Origin of the sequence: Flavobacterium sp., assembly GCF_017744675.1 — a bacterium.
GTDB lineage: Bacteria > Bacteroidota > Bacteroidia > Flavobacteriales > Flavobacteriaceae > Flavobacterium.
Genome location: NZ_JAGIAV010000001.1, coordinates 279,985 through 295,357, shown reverse-complemented (window position 1 = coordinate 295,357; position 15,373 = coordinate 279,985). Strand labels below are relative to the sequence as shown.

Sequence of the window (15,373 nt, the reverse complement as noted above, 5' to 3'; positions counted from 1 at the left end):
TTTAAACTTTAAAACCATGAAAACATTAGAAGCACAAGTTATTACTTCAGAAGATTTATTGAAACATTGGCAAGGGCACAGAGCACTTACGCGTCGTTTAATTGAACTTTTTCCAGAGAAAGATTTTTTTGAGTTTTCAATTGGCGGTATGAGGCCTTTCTCAAAATTAGTGGATGAGCTTTTGGCAATTGCAGTTCCAGGTTTAAAAGGAATTGTAACAAAAGAAACGGCACCATTTTCAGAAGGAGCAGAGAAACTGATTTTTAAAGCACAATATCTTGAAAAATGGGATGAAGCTACAGAAGAAATCAATAAATATTGGGAACAATTATCTGTAGAGGATTTTGGTGAGACTTTTAACCTTTTTGGGCAATATGAATTTCCTGTAATTCAGAATATCTTGTATTTTATTGATAATGAAGTGCATCACCGTGGACAAGCTTATGTGTATTTAAGAGCTTTAAATATCCAACCGCCATTTTTCTGGGAAAGATAATTGATAATTTTTTACTATCTTAATATCACATTCTAAAAACCAAGACTATGAGTTTAAAAAGAATAATGTCCAATTATGCAGATTATAATTTATGGGTAAATCAGCAATTTGTAAATTGGCTTTCGCCGAAATCAGATGAATTGCTTTATGCAGAAATGCCTTCGAGTTTTTCTACTATTATGAAAACACTCGATCATATCTGGTCTACTGAAGAATATTGGTTTTCTGTCATTTCCGAATCTTCATTGTCTGAAAAGAAGGAGGAAAGCGAATTATCAAAAGAAGAAATATTTGCTGGATTATTAAATTCGTCTACAAAATTGAAACATCTTATAAACTCCTTATCGGAAGAAGATTTGATGAAAGAAGTTAAAATCGTTAATTCATGGTTTGAGTGCGAATTGCCAATTTCTGAATATTTAATTCAGGTTATCAATCATGGTACCTATCATCGTGGTCAAATTGTAACGATGGGAAGAAATATCGGAATTACAGATGCTTCAAACACCGATTATAATTTTTATAATGTTATAAAACAGAAATAAATAAAGAACTCCTGAGGATAATTTTTCTCAGGAGTTTTTTTTATAAAAGCCTTTTTCGATTGATTTCTAATAATTCTAAAACTCTCGTTTTTAAAGATTCGGGTTCGAGAATTTCAGCATAATCGCCAAACATTAAAAACCAACGAGGAAAACCATTTTCTATATCTCGGCATAGAAAAGTCATTTCTAATTTATCACCGATTTCTTTTTCAGAAACAAAACCATGATATTTTCTATCGAAAGCTAGATATCGGGCTATTTTCTTTTCTACCAAAAGACGGACTTTTACAGTCGGAATTGTTTCTGTTTTGGTCAAATAAGTTTCCAGAGAATCATGTTCGATTGTAAAATCTAAATCTGTTTTTTTTAGGTTTTGAATTCTGTCGGCCCTAAACTGTCTGTAATCTTTTCTCAAGTGACAGAAACCAAGAAAATACCAATTGTTATTATCATGAAAAACGCCAACTGGCTCCAAATTACGCTCAGTTAATTCATCTTTTCCAAAGGTTTTATAAGAAAGTAAAATCTGTTTCTTCTCTGCAATTCCTTCAAAAAGAACAGCCAAAGTATTGGGCGAATTTTCATTAAACATGGGTTCTGCTTCCTGCATGACAATTCTCGATTCGATGTTCGAAAGGTAATCTTTATCATTGCTTCTTAAAACCGATTTCAGTTTGTACATCGCCGATGCATAATGTGTTCCCAAAGAAGGATCGGTAAATTTCTGCATCAGTTTTTCTGCGGCAATAAAACTGCTCACTTCTTCGCGCGTAAACATAACTGGTGGAAGACGATATCCGTCCATTAAAGCATAACCAACTCCAGCTTCACTATAAATAGGAACACCAGAAGCTTCCAAAGTTCTAATGTCTCGATAGATAGTTCTTAAACTGCACTCAAAACGATCGGCTAATTCTTGTGCCTTTACAATCTTTTTAGATTGCAATTGAATAAGAATGGCAACAATACGGTCAAATCGTTTTGGAGTTTCGTCAAGCATTTTTTTAAGATTCTAAAGTTCTGAGTTACTAAGAGAGTCAAAGATACAAATGTAAAGACTAAGAGAAATAAAAAAAGCTGTTCCAAATTGAAACAGCTTTTCGATTATTAAATCGCAAAAAAAAAAAATTAAAATCTATACAGAAGTCCGAATTGTGGCTGGTCGAAGATATTTTCAAACAAGTTAATGTTTAACTGGAAAGTATCAGATGACGGGCCATTCTCTGGCGAAACGCTGTTGTAAGCCAACACATTTGCTAGAACAAAAGTCACAGCAATATTTTTGGTTACAAAATAATTCAATCCAACATTAAGATCGGCGGTTATACTATTGCTAGTGTCACTTACCGTTGGACTTTCGTATTTATTTCTTCCATAACCTAAACCAACTTCAGCGTAAGTTTTAAAACGTTTTTTGTCTAATTCTAAAAAATAATAGCGAGCAAATGCACCAACTCCAAACACATTTGTTTTTTCATCGGTTGCTTCTATTTTATTGCTTGAATAATTTAGTTTAGCTCCAACTGCAAATTTATCATTTAACAAATAGCCAAACTTTGGGCTAAAGCCATAATAGTCTGCGTCGCCACCTGTACTAATTTTGATTGAACCTTCAAGAAACATATCGCCTTTCTCAAAAGTTACGCCTTTTGCAGAGTTCATTTCAGAGTCAACTTGGTCTTGCTGAGCATTTGCGAAACAAAATGCGAAAAGGGCTAAAATAACAGAAAATTTGGTTTTCATAGTCTTATAATGTTAAAGTTGTAAGATTAAAAATACATTTTCTGCTATAAAAAGACGCGTAGTTTATTTGATTGAGTTAAAAAACGATTTTTTGGGTTAACAATTCAGTGTTTTTGTAAGTTTTAACGTTGTAATTTATGAACTCGAAACAAACAAAAAACCCGACAACATAAGTCATCGGGTTTAGTCTATATTCTTTGTTCTTTCTTCTATTCTCTAAAAAAAAACTAGTCGTTCAATTTCAAAACGGCCATAAATGCTTCTTGCGGAATCTCAACGTTTCCTACTTGACGCATACGTTTTTTACCTTTTTTCTGTTTTTCAAGCAATTTACGCTTACGCGAAATATCTCCACCATAACATTTTGCGGTAACGTCTTTACGAAGTGCTTTAATTGTTTCACGAGCGATAATCTTAGCTCCAATTGCAGCCTGAATCGGAATATCAAATTGCTGTCTTGGAATAAGTTCACGTAATTTTTCGGTCATTTTTTTACCGATATTATACGCATTGTCTTCGTGGATCAATGCAGAAAGCGCATCAACAGTTTGAGCATTCAAAAGAACGTCCAACTTAACTAATTTTGAAGTTCTCATTCCGATTGGAGAGTAATCGAAAGAAGCGTAACCTTTAGAAACGGTTTTTAAACGATCATAAAAATCGAATACAATTTCAGCCAAAGGCATATCAAAATTCAACTCAACTCTTTCTGTTGTCAAGTAGGTTTGGTTGGTAATCAAACCACGTTTTTCGATACACAAACTCATAACGTTTCCAACGAAATCAGATTTTGTAATGATGGTAGCTTTAATAAAAGGCTCTTCAACTCTGTCTAGTTTTGAAGGCTCTGGTAAATCTGAAGGGTTATTTACAACGATTGCCGTTTCTGGGTGTTTCTTAGTGTAAGCTAAGTAAGAAACGTTAGGAACCGTAGTAATTACAGTCATATCAAACTCACGCTCTAAACGTTCCTGAATAATCTCCATGTGAAGCATTCCTAAGAATCCGCAACGGAAACCAAAACCTAATGCCGCAGAACTTTCAGGAGTAAAAACTAATGAAGCGTCGTTCAATTGTAATTTTTCCATTGACGAACGTAAGTCTTCGTAATCTTCTGTGTCAACAGGATAAATACCGGCGAATACCATTGGTTTTACATCCTCAAAACCAGTAATCATATTGGTTGTTGGTACTTTTGCATCTGTAATAGTATCACCAACTTTTACTTCACGCGCTTCTTTAATTCCAGAAATCAAATAACCAACGTCTCCTGCAGAAACGACATTTTTAGGAACTTGATTTAATTTTAAAGTTCCGATTTCGTCTGCAAAATATTCGTTGTCTGTAGCCATGAATTTAATTTTCTGGCCTTTTTTGATTTCACCGTTTACAACTCTAAAGATTACCTCGATTCCACGGAATGGATTGTAAACTGAGTCAAAAATCAAAGCTTGCAATGGTTCTTCTGGATTTCCTTTTGGAGCAGGGATTTTTTCGATAATGGCAGCCAAAATATTTTCAACACCAAAACCAGTTTTTCCAGAGGCATGAATAATATCTTCTAATTTACAACCTAATAAATCGATAATATCATCACTTACTTCTTCTGGATTAGCACTTGGTAAATCGACTTTGTTTAAAACAGGAATAATTTCCAAGTCATTTTCAAGAGCTAAATATAAGTTTGAAATCGTTTGTGCTTGAATACTTTGAGCAGCATCAACAATCAAAAGCGCACCTTCGCAGGCAGCGATCGATCTTGAAACCTCGTATGAAAAGTCAACGTGCCCAGGAGTATCAATCAAGTTTAAGATATATTCTTCGCCTTTGTATGTGTATTCCATCTGGATGGCATGACTCTTAATGGTAATTCCACGCTCGCGCTCCAAGTCCATGTTGTCAAGCAACTGTGCTTTTTCTTCACGGGCTGTAACGGTTTGTGTCGCACTTAGTAATCGGTCTGCTAATGTACTTTTACCGTGGTCAATGTGTGCAATAATGCAAAAATTACGTATCTTCTTCATTTGTATATATCAGTTCTCTAAAACGAGTTTAAGTATTTTTGGGTGTAAAAACAAGCTAAAGCAATTGCTTTAAAGCATGTTATTAAGGCGCAAAGATAGCGCAAAGTTTTGGATTCTGGAATCTAGATGTAGGATAGTTGAGCGGAAAGAATTAAAAATAGCATTAAAATTCGAAATTAAACCCTTTTTGTGTTAATTTCTTATACATTTCGGGGTCAAATTTGTAAAGTTTGGCCGCTCTGTGCGATACATCTTTTTGCTTTTCGTCTAATGCGGTAAGCAGTTTCATGTGCAGAAATTTTCTTCTAAAATTCGATTTGTCCAATTCGATTCCTAAAATTTCTTCGTACAAATGCATTAATTGCAATAAAGTGAATTTTTCTGGAAGAAGGTTAAAACCAATTGGCGCTTGGCGAACGCGGTTTCTTAATTGCAATAAGCTGAAATCAAGAATTTCGTTATGGTCAAAAATCAGTTCAGGGATGTCTTTTATTTTATACCATTTTGCTTCTATAACCCGTAAACTGGCTTTAATGTTGTAATCTTCTCTATTTACTAAAGTATAATAACCAATTGTAACCACACGTCTTTCCAGCACACGCTGCGGATTTGTAAATGCTTTCAGCTGTTCGAGATAAATATCTTCTAGTCCGGTAAGTTCTTGCAAAATACGCTGTGCGGCATCATCGGCACTTTCATCGACTTGAAGCCATCCGCCAAGTAATCCCCATTTGCCTTTACTTTCGCCTTGAGCGTGCTGAACCAAGAGAACTTCGAGGCTCTCTTTGTTAAATCCGAAGAAAACACAGTCAATCGTTATTCCGTCAACGGCTGGTTTGTGATGGTTAGAAGTAATTTCAGTCAATTTAGTATTATCGTGTATTTAATTTATTATCGAGATCAGAATTCAAAATTAAATCCTTTTTCAGTTAATTTCTCATAAATTTCAGGATCAAACTTATACAATTGGGCGGCGCGATGAGAAACGTCTTGCTGTTTTTCGTTTAAGGCAACCAAAAGTTTCATGTGCAAAATTTTTCGTCTGAAATTGGGCTTGTCCATTTCGATTCCTAAAATTTCTTCGTACAGCTGCATCAATTGCAGTAAAGTGAATTTTTCTGGAAGCAGATTAAATCCAATTGGTGTTTGGCGAACTCTACTTCTTAGGTGTTTTAGGCTGTAATCTAAAATTTCATTATGATCATAAATCAAATCTGGAATGTTATTGATTTTATACCATTGTGCATCAGAGGCTGTAAAACCTGCTTTAATATTATAATCTTCTCTTTTTACGAGGGCATAATATCCAATTGTAATAACACGTCGCAGCGGAAAACGATCTGGATCTCCAAATGCTTTCAGCTGTTCTAGATAAATATTGTCAAGTCCCGTAAGTTCGTTCAATAAACGATGGGCGGCATTATCAGTACTCTCTTTTTTATAAATCCATCCACCTGGAAGTCCCCATTTTCCTTTACTGATTCCTTCAGCATGCTGTATCAAAAGCACTTCAAGACTGCCTTTGTCAAAACCAAAAATGACACAGTCAATCGTGATGGCATTCATCGGGCTGTTTTCATTTTTTAGAGCAGTTTTGTCTTCTACATTTTCAACCATACGTGAGATAAATTTTGACAAATTAAATAAATAAAATCATTATTAACCTTTTTAAAGCCCTTATATTTTTTTTAGCAAAACAAAATTTTGGCAATCAGTCGTTTAAAAGTCCATAAAAAAAGTGTGCCTATTAGACGAAATCTTAAACGACTGATTGTCAATTTTATAAAACGCTGGTTTTATTTCAATTTTTGTTTCGATTCTTGTTTAAATTTTATGGCATTAATAAAAAGAAGTTAGGATTAATCAGAATCGAAAAAAAATAACCCTAATATTTTGTTAATATAGAAAATTTGTTTTACACTTGTAGTCAAATTTACCATAAGATAGATTCAAATTGACTATAAGTAAAAAAAGAACAAAACTACACTTGACTTAAACTACCACAAATGTTTTTTTTTGAAATTGATTTTAATCGCTTTTTTGATGAGATTATCATCATCAGATTTTGCCCAAAGAATCGATTTTGATGTTGCTTATAGTCTGCAAGCACTAAATGTTAGGAATGAGATTCAGGCCCTCATTTCTGGCATGACCTGCTTGGGAAGTTTTTCCGGAGTTTTCTTAGGGTAAAAAAACACTAACTATAACTTAAACTTAATCAATTCTTATTATGAAAAGCAAAAATTGTATTAAAACAACAAAGCTTCCATATTTTATGGCGGTGCTGCTTAGCGTATTTATGATGCAGTTTGGATTTGCTCAAGAGTCCAAAACTGTAAGTGGGACCATTACCTCTTCTGAAGACGGATTTGGGGTTCCGGGAGCAACTGTACTTGTACAGGGAACAAAATCGAGTACGGTTACCGATTTTGATGGAAAATATAAAGTAGAGGCTAAAACAGGCGATGTTTTAGTGATCACTTTTGTGGGTTTTAAAACAGAGAAAATTACGGTTGGAAATCAAAAAACAGTAAATGTAGCTTTACAGCCAGAAGCTGCAGAACTTAAAGAAATCGTAGTAATTGGATATGGCTCACAAAAGAAAACTCTTGTAACTAATGCTGTTACGCAGGTTAGCGGAGAGAGCCTTGCTAAAACAAATACGACAAATGCTCTACAAGCACTTCAAGGACAGGCAGCTGGTCTTCAGGTTACATCAACTTCAGGACAGCCTGGGGAAGGTTTAAATGTGGTGATCAGAGGAGCTGGTTCTACAGGGGGAACTTCTCCTTTGTATGTTGTAGATGGAATATTGACAGGTGATATTTCTTATTTAAGCAACTCTGATATTGAATCTATTTCTGTTTTAAAAGATGCTGCTTCGGCTGCAATATATGGATCTCAGGCTTCAAACGGGGTTATTTTGGTAACAACAAAAAAAGGAAAACGTGGAGCGAGTGGTCAAATTACATTTGATCAATATTATGGTGTGCAATCTGTAGCAAGAAAAATGGATATGCTAAATGCAACAGAATATGCTACGATATTAAACGAAGCAGCTGTAAATTCTGGGAAAGCTCCTTATTTTACAAGTGCTCAAATTTCTCAGTTAGGCGCAGGAACAAACTGGATAGATAAAGTGATCACTGATAATGCCGCTACTAAAAATTTCGCTTTTGGTGCATCAGGAGGTTCTGAAACGTCGGTTTACTCCACTTCATTATCTTATTTAGGGCAAGAAGGAGTTGTAGGAGGAGCAGATTTGTCTAACTATGAGCGTTATAATTTTAGATTTAATTCAGAACATAAGCTTTACAAAGATGTTGTAACATTGGGAGAAAACTTAAGTTTTGCATACATTAATAAAAACGGAATTGGTGTTGGAAATCAATACAACAATTCCCTGAGAGGTGCTTTTCAGGCTTCTCCATTAATGCCAATGTATGATGCCAATGGGAATTATTACGATACTACAAGTAATGCAGAACCTTGGTTGGCAGGTCAGGCAAATCCATACGCATTGATGGTTTACAATAATCAAAATGAAAGCAACAACCAAAAATTGCTTGGAAATGTGTATTTGCAAATTGAACCAATTAAGAACTTAACGTTCAAAACAACATTAGGCCTTGACTATTATGCAGGAGAAGGACACTCTTATTCTCCTATATATCATTTGTCAATTTATGCAAATAATACGACTAACTCAGTTAACCAGAGTATGAACAAAGGAAAAACACTTACTTGGGATAACTTATTGACATATAAATTTAATGTGGCCAGTAATCATCATTTCGAAGCCATGGCGGGTACATCATCTATTAATTATGACGGAACTTCAATTGGTGCAACTAATGCAGATATCATTTTTAATGATTTGCAGCATGCCTGGTTAGATAATGCTACCAATAAAGACGGAGCCAAAATGTCAATGAATGGTCAAAGAAGTGAGACCAAAAGAATGTCTTATTATGGAAGGTTAAACTACAATTACAAAGAAAAGTATTTGATAAATGCCACTTATAGAATAGACGGATCTTCTGTTTTTTCTCCAGAAAACCAATGGGGTTATTTCCCATCAATATCTGGAGGTTGGGTAGTGTCAAATGAAGAATTCTTGAAAGATAAATCAGCACTTAGCTTTTTAAAATTAAGAGCAAGCTGGGGACAAGTTGGAAATCAAAATGCAAGGCCTTTCCAATATTTGTCAACTATAAAATCAAATAATACCAATTATACTTTTGGTGACAAAGAAGGTGTTCTTACTCCTGGAGCTTATCCTGACAGATTATCTAATTTGGATTTAAAATGGGAAACATCAGAACAGATCGATCTTGGTTTTGATGCCAGATTTTTAGACAACGCGCTTAGTGTAACTTTTGATGCGTACAAAAAAACAAATAAAGACTGGTTGATTTTGGCTCCAGTATTAGCAACAGCGGGTGCCGATGCTCCATATATTAATGGTGGTGATGTAGTTAACCGAGGATTAGAGCTTTCATTGCAATATCAAAATAAAATAGGCGACTTTAATTATAGCATTAGTGCAAACGGTGCCTATAATGAAAATAAAGTGGGACAAATACCTACTTCAGATGGTATTATCCATGGTTTAACTAATGAACTTTATGCTAATGCTGGTGAATTTTATAGAGCAGAAAACGGACAGCCATTAGGTTATTTCTGGGGGTATAAAACAGCGGGTGTTTTTCAAAACCAAGCTCAAATTGACAATTATAAGTCAGCAAGCGGTGTTGTATTGCAACCTAATGCAACTCCAGGAGATGTTATCTATGTGAATACTAACGGAGATGATAAAATAAACGCCGATGATAAAACCAAAATAGGGAAACCAAATCCTGACTTTACTTATGGATTCTCCTTATCTGCAAATTATAAAGCTTTTGATTTCTATCTTAATGCAAATGGTGTAGCAGGAAATGAAATTGTACAATCTTATAGAGATCAATCTGGAGCTTATGGCAATTATAATTCTTCAATCTTAGATCGTTGGCACGGAGAAGGAACTTCAAACACTACTCCAAAAGTAACAGAGGACAACAGAAACTTTACGCAATTTTCAGATTTATACCTACAGAATGGAGATTTCTTAAGAATTAGCACGGTTACATTAGGATTTGATTTGGCAAAAATGAAACAATCAAAACCATTCTTTGCAAGCCAGTTTAGACTTTACTTCTCAGTATTGAATCTTTACACTTTTACTAAATATAATGGTATGGATCCCGAAATTGGATTTGGTTCTTCAAATAATGATCAGAAATTTTCTTCAGGTGTGGATATAGGATACTACCCAAGACCAAGAACATTTATGATGGGATTGAATATTAAACTTTAATAATTAAAAAAATGAAAAATATCTATTTATATATTTTCTGTTTGAGTTTATTATCTCTTGGTTCTTGCAGTTTAGATACAGAACCATTGACTCAAAAGACAGACACGAATTTTTATAAAACTACAGATGATGCTTTTTCAGCATTGGTAGGTTGTTATGACGGTTTACAAGTTGCAACTGGCGCTGGCGGTAGAGGAATTCCTGTAATGAGTGAAGTAATGTCTGATGACTGTTTTGGCGGAGGTGGTGCTTCTGATGGTTACGATTTGGCAGCTGTAGATGAGTTTGATATTGCCCGTTCTCCTGCAGATGTAGATTTATATAACAGCAACTGGATTGCTTATTATAAAGCGATTTATCGTTGTAATGTTTTCTTGTCTAAGATGGATCAGATTGATTGGAAAGGTGATACAGTTCTAAGAAATACTTATGAATCGGAGACTAAATTTATCAGAGCATATATTTATTTTGAAATGGTGCGTTTATGGGGCAACATCCCATTATTAACGGCACCGTCTTCTGCAAATATTCCGCAGGCAAATCCAGATGAGGTTTATAAAGTTATAGCAGAAGATTTAGTATTTGCTGCAAACAATTTGCCTGCAGTTGGGTATAGTGCTACAACAAGTGGACATGTTACTAAATGGGCAGCAAAATCTTTATTGGGCCGTGTGTTTTTATATTATACAGGATACTACGGAAAAACTGATTTGGTAGGAGTGGTTACAAAAGCCCAAGCTTTAGCACATTTAGAAGATGTTATTGCTGGAAGCGGGCATGGTTTAGTGGATGATTTTTCTGCTTTATGGCCAGCAGCATCAGTTGATAAATATGCAGGAGAAGATAATAGAGAAACAGTATTTGGTATAAAATACACCTATACTAGTGATTACAATGGAAATACTGATGGTAATGCTTGGTTAGTAATGTTCGGAATGAGAGAGTTCTCCTCTTACCCTTACGGACATGGATGGGGAGTTACTGTAAATTCAAAATTATGGAATATTTACGATGCTAATGATACAAGACGAGATGCAAGTATAATTGGAATCGCTGAAGAAAATATTCCATTTGACAAATTGAACAGTCAAAGAGAGTATACTGGATATTATAATAAAAAATATACTCCGATGGTTGATGAAAACGGATTAGAACTTCCTATTAAATTGGGTAGTAAATTCTGGGATATAAGTCAATTTCAAGATTATGTGGTTATAAGATATGCAGACGTATTATTAATGGCTGCCGAATTAGAAAGCGGAAATGCTCAGGCTTATTTCGATCAAGTGAGACAAAGAGCTTACAAAGCCAATTTTACACCATTACCAGTAAGTAAAGAAAACATATTGAAAGAAAGACATTTAGAATTTGCTCTAGAAGGTGTTAGATATTGGGACTTATTGCGTCAAGGAATTGGAACAGCTTCTTCAACTATCGCAGAAACTACAACTTTGCTAAGCGGCGGTGTGGCTGGAACAAAAACAATCTCGGCGGCTAAAATTCAAGCTACAAAAGGATTGCAGCAAATTCCTAATACACAAATAACATTATCTGGTGGAGTTTTAAAACAAAATGCTGGTTGGTAATATTAACTAAAAAATGAAAAAAATGAAAAAGACTAAATTAGTAATTACATCATTTTTGATGTTAGTGGTACTATTTCTTATACCTTCTTGTTCTCCAGAATCCTATTCTTTAGATGGTATAATGGATAAATCGGATGTAAAGTTTGAGGTTACTCAGGATCTTGTAGCAAAACCAGGTGGAAACGTAGTAAAACTAAAGAATTTGACTCCAGGCATTATTCCTTATTTTAGTTATACAGATAGTAAAGGCAATGCATTAGGGCACAGTAATTCGAACGAAACTACTATTTCACTGCCATTCTCAGGCACTTACAACATTAGCCTTACTGCCTTTGGACAAGGAGGTTCAGTAAGTTCGACAAAAACAGTAACCGTTACAGAAAATGATACGAGTTTATTTAGTGATCCAAGATGGAATTTACTAACTAATGGAGTTGAAGGCAAAACATGGGTATTGTACATGACTGCACCTCTTGAGTTTATCGGAAAACCAGAATCTTATCAGAATATTGCCGTTAGTGGTCATGGTTGGTGGCCAAATTTATCTGATATTTCTTGGGCAGGTCTGGAAAATAAAGATTGGGGAGAAATTACATTTGATCTTAATGGAGGTTATAATGTTACGGTAAAGCAAACTAATTCAGCGCTAGGAAATACTACACAGCAAACTAAAATCGGAACGTTCAATTTTAGCCTTACAGCAGGTTCAACAAATGATAGGCTTGGTTTTAACGGAGGAACAGAAATGCTACATCCAATGGTTGCAAGCTATTATAGTTCTGCTTTTAGTTTTACTAATGTGCAAATTGTAGAACTTACCGAAACAACCTTAGCTTTTATAGCGATCAGGGCAGATGGTGATTACTTAATTTATCACTTGGTGGCAAAACAATAATAGTTTAATTTAGTAAGTCTCAGCTTTTTAAAATAGTAACTATTTTTTAAAACTGAGACTTACTACTTGTTTTAAGCGGTGGAGAAAATATAATTTTAGTTCTAACTTAATTTTTCAAACAAAAAACAATGCTCATGAATAAAAGAAAAAGTTTTAGGAACAGATTGTCCTTACTAATGTTAGTAGGAATCACAGTATTCAGTTCTTGTAACAAAAAACAAGATGCATTTGTAAGCCGAAAAGTTTCTTTTAATGCCAACTGGAGCTTTCATCTTAATGATAGTATAGTCGATAAAGATACTATCGGAGTTTCAACAAAATGGAGAACTTTAGACGTTCCTCACGATTGGAGTATTGAAGGAAAATTTGATGAAAAAAGTCCTGCGGGTTATGGAGGAGGATCTCTTAGCGGAGGTTTAGGCTGGTACAAAAAAATATTTAAAGTCGCTGTAGAAGACAGTACAAAAATAACTTCAATCACTTTTGATGGCGTTTACAGAAACAGCGAAGTCTGGATAAACGGCCATTATTTAGGAAAACGTCCAAACGGATATATTGGTTTTCAATATGAAATTTCTCCATACTTAAATTACGGAGATAAAAACAACGAAATAATTGTTAAGGTTGACAATTCAAAACAACCTAATTCACGCTGGTATTCGGGTTCAGGAATTTTTAGAAATGTTTGGATCGAAACAACAGATAAACTTCACGTTGGACAATGGGGAACGTATATTACAACTCCAAAAGTTACGGCTGAAAAAGCTTCGGTGGATATTGAAACGACGATTAAAAATCAATATGCTGAAAGTAAAAAAGCAACGGTAACCACAACTATTTTTAAAGAAGACAAAAAAGTAACATCGGTTACTCAAGATATAACAATCAACGCCAATGGAAATCAAATCTTGAAGCAATCGGCTGAGGTTGAAAATCCTGCATTATGGTCAGATGAAAAACCAGAATTGTATACGGCAGTTTCCGAAATTTCGCTTGACGATAAAATCATTGATCAATACGAAACTACTTTCGGAATCAGAGATTTTAAATTCGATTTGAACAAAGGTTTTATTTTGAATGGCAAACAAGTCAAAATAAAAGGAGTTTGTATGCACCACGATTTAGGTCCGTTAGGTGCTGCAATCAACACTCGTGCGATAGAACGCCAATTGGAAATTCTAAAAGAAATGGGTGTAAACGGAATCAGAACTTCTCACAATGCTCCCGCTCCAGAACTTTTACAGCTTTGCGACAAAATGGGTTTCATTGTAATGGATGAAGCTTTTGATATGTGGAAAACGAATAAGACAAAATACGATTATGCCAATGATTGGGAAAAATGGCATAAAAAAGATTTAACAGATCAGTTGCTTCGTGACCGTAATCATGCCAGTATTTTTATTTGGAGCATTGGAAATGAAATTCCAGATCAGTGGAGTGAAACCGGAGTACAAATTGCAAAAGAATTAGCTGGAATTGTACGCCAATATGATAAAACACGCCCGCTTACTGCAGCGATGAATCCGCCAGTAAATATGAATATGAACGAGGTAACGTTGCAATTTGAGAAGAAAAATGTTCAAATTAATCCAATTGCAGCTTCTGGAGTTTTAGATTTAATAGGATACAATTATGCGCATCAAACCTATTCGCATCATCAGGAAAATTTTCCTAAAACACCTTTTATCGCAACTGAAACTACTTCAGGTTTGCAGACAAGAGGATACTATGACGCTGTTTCCGACACGATTAAAAAATGGCCAGTAAGATGGGATCTTAAATTTACAGAAGGAAATCCTGGAAACACCGTTTCGGCTTACGATCAAGTGCAGGCGCCTTGGGGATCAACGCACGAAGCCACATGGAAAGTGGTTAAAAAATACGATTTCCTATCTGGAATGTACATCTGGACAGGTTTCGATTATATCGGAGAACCAACACCGTACGAATGGCCATCGGTAAGTTCCTATTTCGGAATTGTCGATTTAGCCGGTTTCCCGAAAGACGTATATTATATGTACCAAAGCGAATGGACTAACAAAACGGTTCTTCACATTTTTCCGCATTGGAACTGGAAAGCCGGACAAACAGTTGACGTTTGGGCATATTACAATAATGCAGATGAGGTAGAACTTTTCGTAAACGGAAAATCTGTTGGGAAAAGAGCTAAAAAGGGAGACGATTTGCATGTAATGTGGCGAATTCCATTTGAAGCAGGAACGCTAAAAGCAGTTTCTCGCAAAGGCGGAAAAGTGGTTTTAGAAAAAGAAATCAAAACCGCTGGAAATCCTTCGCAATTAAAATTAACGGCTGACAGAAGTACCATCAAAGCAGACAAAAATGATTTGTCTTTTGTAACCGTAGATATTTTGGATGCGAACGGAATTTTAGCACCAAACGCAAACAATGAAATCAACTTCTCATTAAATGGAAACGGAAAAATTGTAGGTGTTTGCAGCGGAGATCCAGTAAGCCATGAATCTTACAAAGGAACAAAACATACCGCTTTGGCAGGAAAATGTTTGGTTATTGTTCAATCTGGAGACAAATCTGGAAGATTGGAATTGACCGCAAATGCAAACGGATTGAAATCATCAACAATCGTAATTACAACAGAGTAAGTTTTCTAATTTTTGAAATTTTAAAAATAACCACATACTAAAAATATTTATACTCTCGCAGATTTAGCAGATCAAGCAGATTTATTTTTCCAAATCTTTTTAAA

11 protein-coding genes are annotated in these 15,373 nt (G+C 35.0%); 6 read left to right on the top strand and 5 right to left on the bottom strand.

Features of this window, described 5'->3' with window-relative positions:
• Positions 1 to 16: 16 nt before the first annotated feature.
• On the top strand, positions 17 to 496 hold the full coding sequence (locus J7574_RS01340; protein ID WP_290963148.1) for a DinB family protein: 480 nt from the start codon (positions 17 to 19) through the stop codon (positions 494 to 496).
• Between the two features lie 47 nt (positions 497 to 543).
• A complete protein-coding gene (locus J7574_RS01335) occupies positions 544 to 1,041 on the top strand; it encodes a DinB family protein (protein ID WP_290963147.1) in 498 nt (165 codons plus the stop codon).
• Between the two features lie 40 nt (positions 1,042 to 1,081).
• Here the strand turns inward: J7574_RS01335 and J7574_RS01330 are convergent, their stop codons facing one another.
• The 5 genes from J7574_RS01330 to J7574_RS01310 all read right to left on the bottom strand — a co-directional run bounded on the left by J7574_RS01330 (position 1,082) and on the right by J7574_RS01310 (position 6,425).
• Positions 1,082 to 2,041: a YafY family protein gene (locus J7574_RS01330; RefSeq protein ID WP_290963146.1), complete on the bottom strand. Its 960-nt coding sequence runs from the start codon at positions 2,039 to 2,041 to the stop codon at positions 1,082 to 1,084.
• 128 nt (positions 2,042 to 2,169) lie between these two features.
• On the bottom strand, positions 2,170 to 2,784 hold the full coding sequence (locus J7574_RS01325; protein ID WP_290963144.1) for an outer membrane beta-barrel protein: 615 nt from the start codon (positions 2,782 to 2,784) through the stop codon (positions 2,170 to 2,172).
• A 227-nt stretch (positions 2,785 to 3,011) separates the two neighbouring features.
• The gene (gene lepA / locus J7574_RS01320) at positions 3,012 to 4,808 is read right to left on the bottom strand and encodes a translation elongation factor 4 (RefSeq protein WP_290963143.1); all 1,797 of its coding nucleotides are present in this window, start codon (positions 4,806 to 4,808) and stop codon (positions 3,012 to 3,014) included.
• A gap of 163 nt (positions 4,809 to 4,971) precedes the next feature.
• Entirely contained in the window at positions 4,972 to 5,673 is a 702-nt protein-coding gene (locus J7574_RS01315) for an NUDIX domain-containing protein (RefSeq protein ID WP_290963141.1), read from the bottom strand.
• Positions 5,674 to 5,708: 35 nt separating this feature from the next.
• Positions 5,709 to 6,425, bottom strand: coding sequence for an NUDIX domain-containing protein (locus J7574_RS01310; protein ID WP_290963139.1), 717 nt, complete (start codon positions 6,423 to 6,425; stop codon positions 5,709 to 5,711).
• Between the two features lie 613 nt (positions 6,426 to 7,038).
• Here J7574_RS01310 and J7574_RS01305 point away from each other — a divergent pair.
• From J7574_RS01305 to J7574_RS01290, 4 genes are all read left to right on the top strand, one after another.
• Positions 7,039 to 10,167, top strand: a complete 3,129-nt coding sequence (locus J7574_RS01305; protein WP_290963137.1) for a TonB-dependent receptor — start codon at positions 7,039 to 7,041, stop codon at positions 10,165 to 10,167.
• Positions 10,168 to 10,178: 11 nt separating this feature from the next.
• The gene (locus J7574_RS01300; protein ID WP_290963135.1) at positions 10,179 to 11,753 is read left to right on the top strand and encodes a RagB/SusD family nutrient uptake outer membrane protein; all 1,575 of its coding nucleotides are present in this window, start codon (positions 10,179 to 10,181) and stop codon (positions 11,751 to 11,753) included.
• A 22-nt stretch (positions 11,754 to 11,775) separates the two neighbouring features.
• A complete protein-coding gene (locus J7574_RS01295) occupies positions 11,776 to 12,648 on the top strand; it encodes a hypothetical protein (RefSeq protein WP_290963133.1) in 873 nt (290 codons plus the stop codon).
• Positions 12,649 to 12,782: 134 nt separating this feature from the next.
• Positions 12,783 to 15,269: a glycoside hydrolase family 2 TIM barrel-domain containing protein gene (locus J7574_RS01290; RefSeq protein ID WP_290963131.1), complete on the top strand. Its 2,487-nt coding sequence runs from the start codon at positions 12,783 to 12,785 to the stop codon at positions 15,267 to 15,269.
• Positions 15,270 to 15,373: the final 104 nt, after the last annotated feature.